This is a genomic window from Streptomyces sp. NPDC001100 (genome assembly GCF_053598575.1).
On the sequence record NZ_JBSFKO010000006.1, the window covers coordinates 187,414 to 201,785 of the forward strand.

Sequence of the window (14,372 nt, forward strand, 5' to 3'; positions counted from 1 at the left end):
TGCCAATCTCGCGTCGCACGCCCAGGGTCACTGCGGCAGGCAGCGGCTCGACCGACAGTCAGACAGGCCTACCTGCGGTCGTGGGCGCGCTAAGAACAGACGGGTGCCGCCCCCGCACCCCGCCACGCCGGCCCCCTCAGGTCGATACCAACTCCCCAATCCCCACTGCCCCGTTACGCACTTATTGCACAAGAGATCTTCACCATTTCCGACCTGGGTCCATATGATGCGGAGATCAACAGGCCCGGCCAAGGCGAAACTTGGGCGGGCCTCTCAGGTTCCTGTGGGGGTTTCATGCGTATACGCGTTGCAGCCGGCGTTGTCTCCGGTGCCGTGGTCCTGTCCGCGCTCGCTCTTCCGGTTGCCGCTCAGGCGGCGGAGCGCAAGGGGGCCGCGGCGGGGCTAAGGTCCTTCGCCTCGGCGGCCGTTCAGCCCAGAGACTCCCTGGGCAACACCAAGTTCTCGCACGCCGTCATCAACGGGGGCAAGGACATCGTCCTCGGTACCAGCGGCACGAAGTCCGTCACCGTGACGTACACCGCGACCGACCAGAACGGTGTCGCGCTCACCGAGGCCTTCCTGTGGCAGGGGACGGACAGTTCGACCACGGACGGGATCACCGGTGGGCTGGGGACGGACGACGACCCCGCCTGCACGGAGACGGCGACGCAGGGGACGTACACCTGCAAGGCCGTTTTCAACATCCATCCCGCCACCGACATGAAGGACAACGGCGTGGCCGGGACCTGGAAGTTGTTCCTGGGGGCCTGGGATCTGTACGCGAACGCCAGTTACAACGACGACGTCGCCACCACCTCGATCAAGAAGGCCTCCACGCTGACCGCCGACGCGACGCCCGAGCCGGTCAAGAAGGGGAAGACCATCACGGTCACGGGGAAGCTCGCCCGTGCGAACTGGTCGACGGGCAAGTACGCGGGGTATGTGTCCCAGCCCGCGAAGCTGCAGTTCCGCAAGAAGGGCAGCAGCACCTACACCACCCTCAAGACGGTCAAGACCAACAGCACCGGCGTTCTGAAGGCCACCACCACGGCCACGGTCGACGGGTACTACCGGTACGTCTTCGCCGGTACCTCCACCACCGCTGCGGCGACCGCGCCCGGCGACTTCGTCGACGTACGGTAAGCGGCTCAACTCCGCTCGGTTCGGGTTCCGTTCAGGCTCGGTTCGGTCAGCCACAGCTCGCCGTTCCGCCCGCCCGTTCCTTCCAAGTAAGAGATCTACGTGAACCGGCGGGAGGCCCTCCCGCCGGTCCCGGTCCCGTGTGTACCGTCCTCCCTTGTGTTGATCGGTGATCACTCAACCACCGTTCTACGCGCGGAGATTCACCGCAGTTCACCACCGTCGGCGACATCCGCAGCACCCGCACCCCCTGTTCACTCCACTTCATTCCACCCCCACTCATGGAATCCCCCCACTTCACGGAGGTTCACCGGATGCTCAGCCTTGGCACGCTCATGTCATGTACGGCGCCCACGTCACGTCGTAGGCTCACCACCGCGCTCACCGTCCTCGGCCTGCTCGCCACCGGAGCCGTCGCCCAGGCCGCCACCGTCACCCCCGCCGCCGCAGCGACTACGCACCGCGTGCTGTTCGACGACGGGCACGCCGAGGAGGCCGGCAACGCCGACTGGATCATCTCCACGAGCAAGCCCGATCCGCTTGCCCAGGACTCCTCCCCCTCCTCCGACAAGGACTGGACGGGAGCGCTGTCGTCGTGGGGCATCGCGCTGCAGAAGACCGGTGACTACAGCCTCAAGACCGCTACCAGCGCGCTGACCTACGGGGGTTCGTCGGCGAACGACCTCTCGAACTTCGACACACTGGTCCTCCCCGAGCCCAACATCAAGTTCACCACGGCCGAGAAGACCGCCATCATGAACTTCGTGAAGGCCGGTGGCGGACTGTTCATGATCTCCGACCACACGGGGTCCGACCGGAACAACGACGGGTACGACGCGGTCCAGATCCTCAACGACCTGATGACCAACAACAGCGTTGATTCGACTGACCCGTTCGGGTTCTCGATCGACTCGCTGAACATCAGTTCCGGCTACCCGGCGGCCATCAGCGACAGCAGCAACCCGGTGCTGCACGGCTCCTTCGGTACCGTCACCAAGAGCCTGATCGCCAACGGCACGACCGCCACGATCAAGCCCGCCGACAACTCCGCCGCCAAGGGGCTGCTGTACCGCAGCGGTTACTCCGGCAACACCGGCGCCTTCTTCGCGACCAGCACCTTCGGGAGCGGCAAGGTGGCGTTCTGGGGCGACAGTTCGCCGGTCGACGACGGCACCGGGCAGTCCGGCAACACGCTCTACGACGGCTGGAACGACACCGGCGCCACCAACGCCGCCCTCGCCCTCAACGCAACCGAGTGGCTCTCCTCGTGAACCACTGAGTACGGGTACAGGTAGGGATACGGGTACAGGTACAGGTACGGGCCGGGGAGCACACACCCCGGCCCGCATCCGCCTCTACGTCACGAATCGCTACGTCGCTGTCCCCAACTCCGCCAGCTCGCCTCCACGTTGACTCCGGCGCTGACGTTGGCGTTGACGCGTGACCAGCATCCAGCCGACCGCCACCACCGCCCCCACCCCAAGCACCGTCAGCATCCCCGTCGTATGGGATCCGGCGCTGTCCGCCGCCCTCGCCACCGGGTTGGGCAGCCCCAGGCGGTCCGCCAGCCAGCCGATCGCCGCCGTGGCCGTGATCAGCGCGCCGGTCACCCGCAGGGCGGGCTGTACCCGAAGGCGGGCCAGTACCAGCAGGGAGGGCAACGCCAGGCAGACCAGAAGGAGTTGGACCAGTTCGATGCCGAGGTTGAAGGCGAGGAGGCTGGACGCCAACTGGCCTGTGGACAGGTGCATTTCGGCGAGGACGAAGGAGAACGCCATGCCGTGGCCGAGGCCGAAGACGCCCGCCACGAGGGCTTCCCTGCCGGGGAACAGCGGGCGGATCGCGTGGACCGCGCCCACGAGGATGCTCGCCGCGATGAACGCGTCGACCGGTCGGCCGGGGATCTGGAGGCGGGTCAGCGCGGAGGCGGCCAGCGCGAGCGAGTGGCCGACGGTGAAGGCGAGGGTGATCCGGGCGATGCGCGTGAGTGCCGTACGGGGGCCTGCCAAACCGCCGTTCCAGCGGCCGCCCGCCGCCAACAGCGGTGCGGGCAGCAGCAGGATGAGCAGGAACAGCAGGTGGTCGGTGCCGGTGAGGATGTGGTTGGCGCCCAGTTGGAGCATGGCCACGAAGCCTCGCCACGCGCTGCCCTTGCCGAGGTCGACGGTCAGCGGCGGGACCTTCATGTGGCGGACGTCGAGGCGGATGGTGCCGACCTGGGTGGCGCCGTCGCCGGTGACCCGGCCGGCCGCCCAGTCCTGACGTACCGTCACCAGAGTTATGTGGGTGACCACTTGGTGCACGATCACGTCGTAGTCGAAGGTGAAGTGCCGTACGTCGGCGCCGGCCGGCGGGGTGAGTACCGCCTTCGCGACCAGTTCGCGGTAGGGGCCGGTGGAGGTCTGTTCGGTGCGGCTGAGGCTCAGGGCGCCGATGGTGACCTGCCAGGCCTCGCCCTTGAGGGTGGTCGGGTGGATGTGGGCGGCGAGGTAGGTGCGGATGGCCCGAGCCCTGGTGGAGGGCGCCGTCGACTTGACGGTGTTGAGGTCGATGCCGCTTGCCGTCGTGAAGTCGCCTACCGGTAGGGCCAGTTGGGCGGTGACGGAGTCCTTGTACACGTCGAGCCGGACCACCGAGTGCGGCATCGGGTGCGCGGCGGCCGGCGACGCTCCGAGGAGGAGCGCCGCCGGTACCGCGATCGCGATCCCGGCCACCAGGCGAAGCGCTGTGGTCAGCCAAGTTCGCGGTCGGATCATGAGAAGGTGAACTCGCTGCCGTAGTCGCGGGTGTGGTCGCGGTACACGGTGTGGTAGTGGATCTGGTCCCGGTACACGACACCGTTCTGGCAGACGAACTCGACCCAGACGCCGGGGCCGTCGATGCGCACGTAGTCGCCCTGGGTGTCGAGGGCGGTGGTGCCGGAGTAGGCCACGTAGGTCTGGTTCAGCTCGTGCTCGTACGTCTTCATGAGCTTCTTCGCGGTGGCGTCGTCCACGTTGGCGATCCAGGGGTGGATGGCCTTGAGGACCAGCTGCTTCTGCTTCGGGGAGAGCGTGCTGACCTTGATGCCCTCCTTCGTCTCCGGGAACTGGCCGTCCTGGCCCGGGCCGAGGAGTACGTCGCTGAAGGACTCCGACAGCTTGGCGGTGGCCAGTTGCTCCGTGCTCAGGCTGCCGGTGAGGGCGAGCAGGCCGTCGCGCATGGTCGCGAGCGGGGAGTACGTGGTGCCGTCGTCGTCGGTCCAGGTGGTGGGCTCGACGCCGACGAAGAACGGGCTGGCGCCGGCCACCTTGCCGTTCTTGTAGGTGAGGTTGAGGGCCAAGTGGTGGCCGCCGAAGTGGAGTTGCCAGGTGCCGGTGGCCGAGGGGGTGCCGAGGAAGGCGAGGAAGTAGACCCCGCTGCCGTAGCCGAAGGCGCCGCCGCCGGTGCCGCCGGAGGGCGGGGTGCCGGTGGGGACGTCGGTCGGCGCGTCCGTCGCCGAAGAGCTGGGGTCCGCCGTGGCGGACGGGTCCGCCGAGGCAGTGCTCGACGCGGTGTCGGACGGTGCCGGGCCCGCGGAGCTGGTGCTCTGGGCCGAGTTGAGCACGTCGTCGGCCTTGATGATCTGGGTGATCTGGTCGTACCCGGTGTTCTTGCCGGTGCCCGTGGCGAGCTTCAACACCTTCATGGCGGCGGCCAGTTGGGTGTCCGTCAGGGAACCGAGCTGGATGCCGGGGCGGCAGGTGGAGCCGCAGGGGAGGTTCGACCAGGCGGTCGCGTTGGCCTGTGTGAGGTCGAGCAGGGTGGAGGCCTGCTGGTCGGCGTCCAGCGTGTTCAGGAACTCGTTGGCGGCGCTGACGACGGCGCCGACGCCGGTGGCCTTCTTGTCGACCGGGCGCTTGACGCCCGCCGCCGATGTGCCAGTCCCGGTGTCCGTCGAGGCATTCGCCACGGCGAAACCGCCGCCGACCAGCACAATTGCGGTAACGGCTCCGGCTATGCCGCGCCAGGTCCGTCTGGTGCGTATCAGACGGGTTCTGTCTCTGCTCACGAACGACTCCTTCGATTCCAGAAATTACAGGGATTCCGCTCGTCAGCGGAGCGCCGACCGGCCGTTCGCGCGATTGTTGACAACATTATCGATGTTCTTACCGAAATCTCAATGCACTGCCACGTGGATAAAATAAGTTTCAGGTTCCACAGCAATGCGGCCTGAATTCAGAGAATTCACTTAAGTATTTGACAGGCTATGCTTGTCGCGCGAATAGGGTTTTCTGCTATCGGAGAGGCACATCATGGCGAAGGTCCCGAACGTTCCCGGCGCGGTGGTCGCCGCGGGCGGGCTCGTGGGCGGGTACGGCGTGGCCCGCTGGACGAAGAAGCGTCAACTGGGCGGGGCCGTACTGGCAGTTGCCGGTGCTGCCGCCGCGCAGCAGTGGCGGCAGCGGGCCGGCGGGAAGGCGGCCGGGGCACTCACGGTCGCCTATGTCGCCGCGTTCGCCGGGTCCCACCCGCTGGCCAAGAAGGTGGGCGCCTGGCCCGCCGTCCTCGGCGTCGCGGGCGCCGTCGCGCTCGCGTCCTGGGCGGTGGCGGACCGGCACGCCTGAGTCGTTCGGCGACACCGGCGGGCCCGGCGAAAGCGTGACATTCCGCGCCGAAGCGTCACGCTTTCACGGAGAGGGTCCCCTCCCCCCTCCGGCGACCGCCGGAAAGGGCCGCGTCGCTCACGTTCGAAGACCCGCGCTGTCACCGGGAAGCGTGTCCGCTACGGCGGTTCAGCAGCCGTGGGCCGACAGCACGCCCTCCGCCGAGTCCTCCTCGCACGGGCGGAAACGTCGGCCCACCGCCGATGCCACCAGCACCCCCGCACCGATCACGAGCGTCGCGAACGCCCACTGCTGGGGCCATTCGGTCTCGTCGGGCCAGTTGGCATAGCCCCGCGGGTGGGTGACGTACATCAGGCCGGCCGGGGGCACCGCCACCAGCAGCACGGGCCAGGCCGGCTCGTCGCGGCGGCCGAGGTAGCCCGCCAGGAGCAGCAAAAGCGCCGCGAGGACCAGCACGCCGGGGACGGACGCCCCCGTCCAGGCGACGCACACGAAGTACGCCGCCGACGCGAGGGCGGCGCCGAGGGTGCGGGTCAGCCAGCGTTCCGGCCAGGGGCGGGTCCGCAGGGGGCTCAGCAGCTTCTCGGTCATGCGTACGAGGGTTCCTTCACCGGCCGGGGCGCGACAGAGTACGCGTACTCAGATCCGCCCGCCCTCTCACGCCGGGCGCGCGGCAGCCTCCGCCGCACGCCCCGACCCCACCGCCGTCAGCGGCGTGGCCACGTCCTCCAGCGACCGCCGCTCCGCGCGGACCGCCAGCACCGCCGCCACCAGCCCCGCCGCGCACATCAGCCCGGCCCCGATCCGGAACGCGAGCACCGTGTCGGCGACCTTGCCCGTGCCCGTGAGGTCCGCGAAGAGCAGCGGGCCGCTGATGCCGCCGGCGGCCGTGCCGAGGGCGTAGAAGAAGGCGATCGACATGGCGCGGGTCTCCATCGGGAAGATCTCCGACACCGTCAGATACGCGCTGGACGCGCCCGCCGAGGCGAAGAACAGCACCGCGCACCAGCAGGCAGTCAGCGTCCCCGCGCTCAGCGAACCCCGGTCGAACAGCCACGCCGTGCCGAACAGCAGCAGGCCGGAGAGCAGGTATGTCGAGGAGATCATCACCCGGCGGCCCAGCGTGTCGAAGAGCTTGCCGAGCAGCAGCGGGCCCATGAAGTTGCCCACCGCGATGACCGCGAAGTAGTAACCGGTGTTGCCCGTGGGGACGTCGAAGAACTTCGTCAGGATCGCGCCGAACCCGAACGTGATCGCGTTGTAGAGGAACGCCTGGCCGATGAAGAGGGAGAAGCCGAGGGTCGCGCGCCTGGGGTAGTCGCGGAAGATCGTGCGGGCGATCTCGGCGAAGGAGACCGTCTTGCGCTGGTGGATGGTGATCTCGCCCTCGGCGGGCGGGAGTTCGTGGCCCTGTTCGGCCTCGATCCGGCGCTCGATCGACGTCACCACCTCGTCCGCCTCCCGGTCCCGGCCGTGGATCAGCAGCCAGCGCGGGCTCTCCGGTACATGCCGCCGTACGAGAAGGATCACCAGGGCGAGTACGGCGCCCAGCGCGAAGGTCAGCCGCCAGCCCACGTCCGGCGCGAAGACGCTCGTGTTCAGCGCGAGGATCGAGAGCAGCGAGCCGCCCACCGCGCCCACCCAGAAGCTGCCGTTGATGATCAGGTCCACGCGGCCCCGGCAGTACGACGGGATCAGCTCGTCGATCGCCGAGTTGATCGCCGCGTACTCGCCGCCGATGCCGAAGCCGGTGAGGAAGCGGAACGTGAAGAACCACCAGGTGGAGAAGGAGACGGCGGTGAGCGCGGTGGCCGCCAGATACACCGCGAGCGTGATCATGAAGAGTTTCTTGCGGCCGTAGCGGTCGGTGAGGTGGCCCCAGAAGAGGGCGCCGACGCAGGCGCCCGCCACATACAGCGCCGCGGCGATGCCGGTGACCTGGCCGGAGCTGATCGGCAGGCCGCTGTCCGGCTCGGAGAGGCGGCCGGCGATGTTGCCGACGACCGTGACCTCCAGGCCGTCGAGGATCCAGACGGTGCCGAGGCCGACGACGATCGTCCAGTGCCAGCGTGACCAGGGGAGGCGGTCCAGGCGGGCGGGGATCGACGAGGTGATCGTCCGGCCGGTCCCGGCCGGGGTGTCGGCACTCGCGCTGGCACTCGCATTCGCACTCGCCATGGGGTCCTCCTCGTCGAGCGAACCCCCTCCGGGTGCCCCCGGGAATCGCCCCCTACACCCCGCCTACACGCCCACCACCCGCGACACCGTGTAGATCAGCAAGCCCGCCAACGACCCCACCACCGTGCCGTTGATCCGGATGAACTGCAGGTCGCGGCCGATGTTCGCCTCGATCTTGCGGGTCGTGTGCTCCGCGTCCCAGCTCGCCACCGTGTCCGTGATCAGGGAGGTGATCTCCTTGCGGTAGGTGGTGACGACGTACACCGCCGCGCCCTCCAGCCAGCCGTCGACCTTTGCCTGGAGCTTCGGTTCGACCGCCATCCGGGCGCCGAGCGACAGCAGGGAGGCCCGCACCCGCAGCCGTAGCTCACTGCGTTCGTCCTCGGCGGCCGACACGATCATCGAGCGTACGGACGTCCAGGCGCTGGCGATCAGGTCCTGGACCTCGCCGCGGCCGAGGACCTCGCCCTTGAGGCGCTCCACGCGGGCGCGGGTGTCCGTGTCGGACTGGAGGTCGGCGGCGAAGTCGCCGAGGAAGCGGTCCAGGGCGCCGCGGGCCGGGTGGGAGGGCATGTCGCGCATCTCGGTGACGAAGCGGAGCAGTTCCTTGTAGACGCGCTCGCCGATCCGCTTGTCGACGAATCTCGGGGTCCAGCCGGGGGCGCCGCCCTCGACGGCGTCCATGACCTGCTCGTCGTGCAGGACGAGCCAGTCGTGGGCGCGGGCGACAATCAGGTCGACGACCCGCTTGTGGCCGCCGTCGGCGACGATCTTCTCCAGCATCTTGCCGATGCCGGGAGCGATCTCCTGGGCGTCCGCGCGGCGGGTGATCGCCTCGCCGACCACCGCCTGGACGTCGGAGTCCCGCAGCACGGTGAGGGCTCCCCGGAGGGCCGCCGACAGTTCCGCCGTCACCCGGTCGGCGTGGTCCGGTACGGCCAGCCAGGCGCCGAGTCTGCTGCCGATGCCGACGGAGCGCAGCCGCTGTCGTACGACCTCCTCGGAGAGGAAGTTCTCGCCGACGAACTCGCCCAGGGAGACGCCCAGTTGGTCCTTCTTGGTGGGGATGATCGCGGTGTGCGGGATGGGCAGGCCGAGCGGGTGGCGGAAGAGCGCGGTGACCGCGAACCAGTCGGCCATCGCGCCGACCATGCCGGCCTCGGCCGCCGCGGCGACATAGCCCGCCCAGGGGCCCGCGCCCGAGTTCGACGCCCATTTGGCGAGCACGTACACGACGGCCACGAAGAGCAGCAGGGCCAGCGCAGTCAGCTTCATCCGGCGTACGCCGCGCTGCTTCTCCTCGTCGGCCGCGCTGAACGTGGTCATCGTGCGGCGGGACCCGTCACTCTCGGTGCCCGCTTCTGTACGTTCCACCCGCTCCACCCGCTCCACCCGTTCGCCGGTACCGTGCATATTGTCCCTTCCTGACCGACTCCCGGGAGGGAACAGGAGTTCCCGACGTCACCCGAAAGGGCAAAATGGCAGGGCCCTGCCACTCACCCGAGGAGACCCGCACCGCGTGACCGAACGACCCGCCGGGGACGAGGGGGTGTCCCCCACCAAGCATCGTGCCCTGCTCTCCGCGATCATCACCCTGGTCGTGGTCCTTTCCGTCGGCATCTACGTCGGTGTCTCCGCCTCCGACGGCAGCGCCGGCGGCTCCCCCGCCGGAGGCCGCGCCCGGCACAACTCCGCCGACCCCGCCTCCGCCGGCACCTGGGTCGGCGCCTGGTCGGCCGCACCGGTGGGCGGTGAGCCCGGCACCGAGCCGGCCGGCATGGCGGGCCGCTCGGTGCGCAACGTCGTCCACACGAGCACCGCCGGGACGAGCGCCCGGGTCACCCTCTCCAACCTCTACGGCCAGTCCCCGCTGACCCTCACCCACGCCTCCATCGCCCTCGCCGCCGGCCACAACAGCTCCGCCGCCGCCCCCGGCACCATGCGCCGGCTGACCTTCGGCGGCGCCGGCTCCGTCACCGTCCCGGCCGGACAGCAGGTGCTGAGCGACGCCGTCCGCCTCCAAGTCCCCCAGGGCGCCGACGTGTTGGTCACCACCTACGCCCCCGCCGAGTCCGGCCCGGTCACCATCCACCCGTACGCCCGGCAGATCTCCTACCTGGCCGACGGCGACCGGGTCGAGAACCCGAGCGCCACGCCGTACACCCGACGCACCTCGGTGTGGCGCTACTTGACCGCGCTGGACGTGCTGAGCCATGACGCGAACGGCACGGTCGTCGCGTTCGGCGACTCGATAACCGACGGCTCCACCTCGACCGTGGGCGCCAACCGCCGCTGGCCGGACGCCTTTTCGCAGCGGCTGCGCGCGGCCGTGGCGGCCGGGCAGCAGGGCGTGCCGCGCTACAGCGTCGTCAACGCGGGCATCAGCGGCAACCAGATACTCGCCGACCACGCCGGCCGGCCCGCCGAGAACCAGAGCGGCCTGACCCGCTTCGCACGCGATGTGCTCGGCCGGCCGAACGTCAAGGTCGTCGTCCTCGACCTCGGCGTCAACGACACCCTGCACGGCGCCGACGCCGACCGGATCCTGACCGGTCTTCGCACCCTGGTCCGCGAGGCCCACGCCCACGGCGTCAAGGTCGTCGGCGCGACCCTGACACCCTTCGGCGGCTACCCCCGGTACACGGCCGCCCGGGACGCCGTACGGCAGCGGGTCAACGCGGAGATCAGGAGCGGCACGGTGTACGACGCCGTCGTCGACTTCGACAAGGCGCTGCGCGACCCGTACGCCCCGCGCAGGTACGCCCCCGAGTACGACTCGGGCGACCATCTCCACCCCAGCGACCGGGGCTACCGCAGGATGGCCGCCACCATCGACCTGACGGACCTCAAGGGCGCGGTCCCCGCCCGGTTGTGAGCCCGCCGATCAGTCCCAGTCGCGGTGCCTGCGCTCCCGCCGCTCCCGGTGCCGCTCGCGCCGCTCCTCGTGCCGTTCCCGCCGCTCCTCGTGCCGGCGGCGCATCGCCTCGCGGTGCTCCTCCATGGCCTCGCGGTGGGCGTCGTGCAGACCGGACAGGGCGTCGCGGTGGGAGCCGTAGAGCTCCTTCTTCGGCGAGCCGCCCTCCAGTTTCTGCCGGCGCCGCTCCTCCTTGAGCCGCTGGCGCTCGGCCCGGGGGAGCTTGCGTTCCACGCCGACCCCGCCCCAGAAGGCGAAGCCCGTGACGATCACGCGCGGGGCGCCCGGGTCGCCCGGCACGCCCTCCTGGCTGTGGTCGAAGCCGCCCATGATGCCGATGCCGCGCACGACGACCTCGACGCCCGGCGGCACGATGACCTGCGCACCGCCCATGATCGCGATGCAGTTGATCTCGACCTCGCGGTCCGCGAAGTTCGCCTCGCGCAGGTCGATCTCGCCGCCGCCCCAGAAGGCGAAGGCGGTGAACCGCTTGGGGACCGTCCAGCGTCCCTTGCGCTGGAACCCGGACATGATGGCCACGGCAGCGGTCGAGGACCCCTCGCCGCCGACGATCCGCGAGGCCCAACTCCCGCTCTCCACCAGCTCCTTGACCATGTTCACCGGCGGCGGGGCGACCCCGGGGGCCGGCAGGTCGGCGGTGATGGGCGTCAGTTCGCCGTACGTCCGCGCCTTGTACGTCGCCTCCAGACGCTCCTCGAACTCCTCCATGTCGAGCCGGCCCTCGGCGACGGCGTCGCGCAGGACCTCGGCGACCCGCTCGCGGTCGGCGTCGGATGCGCGGAGCTCCGGGACTGCGTCGTCGGTCATACAGGGCAGCCTACGAGACCGTTCGACGGAGGGCTACGAGGGACCGCGACGGACTACGAGACCGCTTTCTCCGCCTGCTCCGCGTACATCTTCGCGATGACCGCCTCGATGTCCGGCTCCCGCACCGACAGGTCCACCATCGGGTACTCCGCCGCGATCCGCGCCACCAGCGGAGCCGCCGACGCCGAGGCCGGGAACGTCAGCCACTGCCGCGGCCCCTCCACCTTCACCGTGCGCGCGTCCGGCACCTCGATCGGCGGCAACTCCCGCTCCAGGTCCACCACAAGGGTCCGCTCGCTGTCCCCCGCCTCGTGCAGCCCGGCGAGCGGACCGTCGTACATCAGACGGCCGTGGTCGATGACCATCACCCGCGAGCACAACTGCTCGATGTCCTGGAGGTCATGGGTGGTGAGCAGCACCGTGGTGCCGCGCTCGGCGTTCAACTCCCGCAGGAACTCCCGCACCTTGGCCTTGGAGATGACGTCCAGGCCGATGGTCGGCTCGTCGAGGTAGAGCACCTCGGGGTCGTGCAGCAGCGCCGCCGCGATGTCGCCGCGCATCCGCTGGCCGAGCGAGAGCTGCCGTACGGGGACGTCCAACAGGGCGCCCAGTTCGAGGAGTTCGACACAGCGGTCGAGGTTCTCGGCGTAACGGGCGTCCGGGATGCGGTACATGCGGTGCATCAGCTTGTACGAGTCGATCAGCGGGAGGTCCCACCACAGGGTCGTACGCTGCCCGAACACCACGCCGATGCGGTGCGCGAGGCGGGTGCGCTCGCGGGACGGGTCGATGCCGGCCACCCGCAGCCGGCCCCCGGACGGGGTGAGGATGCCGGTCAGCATCTTGATGGTGGTCGACTTCCCGGCGCCGTTCGGCCCGATGTAGCCGACCATCTCGCCCCGCGCCACGGCGAAGGAGATCGAGTCGACGGCCCGCACCTGGCGCCGTTCCCGTTTCATGAACCCGGTCTTCTTGCGCACGTCGAAGACCTTCTCGACGCGGTCGAGCTGAATGAAGTGCTCGTCCACCGAGCCGTCCGCGAACCCGTCCATTGTCCTCAACTTCCCGTGCTTCGGTACGACTTGAGCCCCGCCCGCCAGGCCAGCCCGGCCAGCGCGCAGCAGAGAAGCGCCACCAGCGGCGAGGCGAACTCCGCGCCCGGCGGCAGATCCAGCGGGTACGGCCGCCCCAGCACATAGGAGGCGGGCACCCAGTTGACGAAGGCGAGCGGCAGCATGAAGGTCACGCCCCGCACGAAGTCCTTGCCGAACACGACCGGCGGATACGACAGCAGGGTGTTGCCGCCGTACGTGAACGCGTTCTGCACCTCGGCCGCGTCCTGCGCCACGATCTGGAAGGCCGCGCCCGCCACGAACAGCGCCCCGAAGATCACCGCCCCGCAGACCAGCATCACCGGCACCAACAGCAGCTTCCCGACGGTCCAGTCGACGTCGACGGCGAACAGCGCGTACCCGAGGACCAGGCCGCCCTGGGTGATCCGGCCCAGCCGGCGCAGCGCGAAGTGGTCCGCGCCGATCTGCGCCAGCACCGGCGCGGGACGCACCAGGAGGGTGTCGAAGGAGCCGTCGCGGATGCGGGTGCCCAGCACGTCCATCGAGCCGAGGACCAGGTCGGAGATCCCGAACGCGGTCGCCGACAGGCCGTACAGGAAGGCGACTTCGGGCAGCGACCAGCCGCCCAGCGAGTCGACCCGCGAGAACATCAGCAGGATCGTGGCGAAGTCCAGACCGGTCACCAGCAGGTTGCCGACGACCGTGATGACGAAGGAGGCGCGGTAGGTCATGCTCGACCTGATCCACATCCCGGCGATCAGCCCGTAGGCGCGCAGCCCCTCGCGCCAGCGCGGCAACTCCCGTGCACTGTCCCGCAGTTGGAGATTCTCGGTCACCGTCTCAGCCACCCTGCACCACCACCCTCCGCGTAGCCACCGACTGCAGCAGCCGCCCCGCCGCGAGCAGCGCAACCGCCCAGGCCGCCTGGAAGACGTACGCGTGCAGCGGATCGGTCTTCCCCATCAGCACGTCCGCTGGCATCTGGATCTGCGCCGCCCACGGCAGGGCCCGTACGACCTCGCCGAGCGCGCCCGGAAACGCGTTCAGCGGAAGCACCATGCCCGAGCAGAAGATCCCCAGGATCATCATGGCCTGGTTGACGCCGGTGCCGTCCAGCAGCCAGAACGTGCTCAGCGCCGCCAGATAGCGGATGCCGAAACTGACGAGCACCGCCAGGAGCAGCGCCACCAGCAGAGCCGCCCAGGAGCCGACGTCCGTGGGCAGCGCCATCGGGAAGAACAGCGCGCCGACGGCGAACGGGATCACCCCGCGCCCCAGCATCTGGAACATGGCCCGCCCGAAGTCGCTTGCCAGCCACCACAGTTGGAGATCGGCCGGCCGGTACAGGTCGACGGCGATGTCACCCGTACGGATGCGCTCCATCAGGTCCTTCTCGAACCCGCCGCCCTGGATCGCCAGCGTCGCGTACAGACACTGCCCGAGCCACACATAGGTCACCGCCTGCGCCTGGTCGTAGCCCCCGAGATGCGGGCGCTCGTCCCACAGCGCCAGATAGGTGTAGACGAGGACCACGCCGAAGACCGTGTTGGTGAACACCCCGGCGAGCGTCGCCGCCCGATACGTCGCGTACCGTCTGAAACCCCCCGCCGCGACGGCCGCGTACAACCGACCGGCACCCACCAGAAACCCACC

Annotated in this window: 12 protein-coding genes and 1 pseudogene; 4 read left to right on the forward strand and 9 right to left on the reverse strand. The window is 69.6% G+C overall.

The window, feature by feature from the left end:
• The first annotated feature begins 294 nt into the window (after positions 1 to 294).
• Together ACWDEW_RS11050 and ACWDEW_RS11055 are read left to right on the forward strand one after the other, a co-directional pair.
• A complete protein-coding gene (locus tag ACWDEW_RS11050) occupies positions 295 to 1,143 on the forward strand; it encodes a hypothetical protein (RefSeq protein ID WP_450511696.1) in 849 nt (282 codons plus the stop codon).
• Between the two features lie 332 nt (positions 1,144 to 1,475).
• Positions 1,476 to 2,405: pseudogene (locus ACWDEW_RS11055) on the forward strand (hydrolase); the annotation flags it as partial.
• A 105-nt stretch (positions 2,406 to 2,510) separates the two neighbouring features.
• Here ACWDEW_RS11055 and ACWDEW_RS11060 read toward each other — a convergent pair.
• Both ACWDEW_RS11060 and ACWDEW_RS11065 read right to left on the reverse strand, forming a co-directional pair.
• Positions 2,511 to 3,896, reverse strand: a complete 1,386-nt coding sequence (locus tag ACWDEW_RS11060; RefSeq protein ID WP_450511698.1) for a HupE/UreJ family protein — start codon at positions 3,894 to 3,896, stop codon at positions 2,511 to 2,513.
• Complete coding sequence (locus ACWDEW_RS11065; protein WP_450511700.1) at positions 3,893 to 5,170, reverse strand: DUF3500 domain-containing protein; 1,278 nt, start codon at positions 5,168 to 5,170, stop codon at positions 3,893 to 3,895. Before ACWDEW_RS11065 ends, ACWDEW_RS11060 begins: the two co-directional genes overlap by 4 nt.
• Positions 5,171 to 5,414: 244 nt before the next feature.
• Here ACWDEW_RS11065 and ACWDEW_RS11070 point away from each other — a divergent pair, with 244 nt between their 5' ends.
• Positions 5,415 to 5,726 (forward strand): hypothetical protein, encoded by a 312-nt coding sequence (locus ACWDEW_RS11070; protein ID WP_450511702.1) that lies wholly within the window; start codon positions 5,415 to 5,417, stop codon positions 5,724 to 5,726.
• Positions 5,727 to 5,894: 168 nt separating this feature from the next.
• On the opposite strand, the gene ACWDEW_RS11075 is transcribed toward ACWDEW_RS11070, so the two are convergent.
• From ACWDEW_RS11075 to ACWDEW_RS11085, 3 genes are all read right to left on the reverse strand, one after another.
• Positions 5,895 to 6,317, reverse strand: coding sequence for a hypothetical protein (locus tag ACWDEW_RS11075; RefSeq protein ID WP_450511704.1), 423 nt, complete (start codon positions 6,315 to 6,317; stop codon positions 5,895 to 5,897).
• 66 nt (positions 6,318 to 6,383) lie between these two features.
• The gene (locus ACWDEW_RS11080) at positions 6,384 to 7,904 is read right to left on the reverse strand and encodes an MFS transporter (RefSeq protein ID WP_450511706.1); all 1,521 of its coding nucleotides are present in this window, start codon (positions 7,902 to 7,904) and stop codon (positions 6,384 to 6,386) included.
• A 63-nt stretch (positions 7,905 to 7,967) separates the two neighbouring features.
• Positions 7,968 to 9,317 (reverse strand): DUF445 domain-containing protein, encoded by a 1,350-nt coding sequence (locus ACWDEW_RS11085; protein WP_450511708.1) that lies wholly within the window; start codon positions 9,315 to 9,317, stop codon positions 7,968 to 7,970.
• A 106-nt stretch (positions 9,318 to 9,423) separates the two neighbouring features.
• Between ACWDEW_RS11085 and ACWDEW_RS11090 the strand changes: the two genes are divergently transcribed.
• Positions 9,424 to 10,779 (forward strand): SGNH/GDSL hydrolase family protein, encoded by a 1,356-nt coding sequence (locus ACWDEW_RS11090; RefSeq protein WP_450511710.1) that lies wholly within the window; start codon positions 9,424 to 9,426, stop codon positions 10,777 to 10,779.
• A 9-nt stretch (positions 10,780 to 10,788) separates the two neighbouring features.
• On the opposite strand, the gene ACWDEW_RS11095 is transcribed toward ACWDEW_RS11090, so the two are convergent.
• The 4 genes from ACWDEW_RS11095 to ACWDEW_RS11110 form a co-directional block, all read right to left on the reverse strand.
• A complete protein-coding gene (locus tag ACWDEW_RS11095) occupies positions 10,789 to 11,646 on the reverse strand; it encodes a DUF1707 SHOCT-like domain-containing protein (RefSeq protein WP_450511711.1) in 858 nt (285 codons plus the stop codon).
• A gap of 53 nt (positions 11,647 to 11,699) precedes the next feature.
• Positions 11,700 to 12,698 carry an ABC transporter ATP-binding protein gene (locus ACWDEW_RS11100; RefSeq protein WP_450511713.1) on the reverse strand — a complete coding sequence of 333 codons (999 nt, stop codon included), beginning with the start codon at positions 12,696 to 12,698 and terminating at the stop codon, positions 11,700 to 11,702.
• 5 nt (positions 12,699 to 12,703) lie between these two features.
• On the reverse strand, positions 12,704 to 13,468 hold the full coding sequence (locus ACWDEW_RS11105) for an ABC transporter permease (protein WP_450511929.1): 765 nt from the start codon (positions 13,466 to 13,468) through the stop codon (positions 12,704 to 12,706).
• A 91-nt stretch (positions 13,469 to 13,559) separates the two neighbouring features.
• Positions 13,560 to 14,360 carry an ABC transporter permease gene (locus ACWDEW_RS11110; protein ID WP_450511715.1) on the reverse strand — a complete coding sequence of 267 codons (801 nt, stop codon included), beginning with the start codon at positions 14,358 to 14,360 and terminating at the stop codon, positions 13,560 to 13,562.
• Positions 14,361 to 14,372 lie beyond the last annotated feature (12 nt).

What these genes read in the sequence shown, in the direction of transcription:
- ACWDEW_RS11105 (WP_450511929.1), bottom strand. Translation starts at nt 13,468, where the DNA reads ATGTGGATCAGGTCGAGCATGACCTACCGCGCCTCCTTCGTCATCACG.
- ACWDEW_RS11070 (WP_450511702.1), top strand. Translation starts at nt 5,415, where the DNA reads ATGGCGAAGGTCCCGAACGTTCCCGGCGCGGTGGTCGCCGCGGGCGGG.
- ACWDEW_RS11080 (WP_450511706.1), bottom strand. Translation starts at nt 7,904, where the DNA reads ATGGCGAGTGCGAATGCGAGTGCCAGCGCGAGTGCCGACACCCCGGCC.
- ACWDEW_RS11075 (WP_450511704.1), bottom strand. Translation starts at nt 6,317, where the DNA reads ATGACCGAGAAGCTGCTGAGCCCCCTGCGGACCCGCCCCTGGCCGGAA.
- ACWDEW_RS11095 (WP_450511711.1), bottom strand. Translation starts at nt 11,646, where the DNA reads ATGACCGACGACGCAGTCCCGGAGCTCCGCGCATCCGACGCCGACCGC.
- ACWDEW_RS11100 (WP_450511713.1), bottom strand. Translation starts at nt 12,698, where the DNA reads ATGGACGGGTTCGCGGACGGCTCGGTGGACGAGCACTTCATTCAGCTC.
- ACWDEW_RS11060 (WP_450511698.1), bottom strand. Translation starts at nt 3,896, where the DNA reads ATGATCCGACCGCGAACTTGGCTGACCACAGCGCTTCGCCTGGTGGCC.
- ACWDEW_RS11085 (WP_450511708.1), bottom strand. Translation starts at nt 9,317, where the DNA reads ATGCACGGTACCGGCGAACGGGTGGAGCGGGTGGAGCGGGTGGAACGT.
- ACWDEW_RS11050 (WP_450511696.1), top strand. Translation starts at nt 295, where the DNA reads ATGCGTATACGCGTTGCAGCCGGCGTTGTCTCCGGTGCCGTGGTCCTG.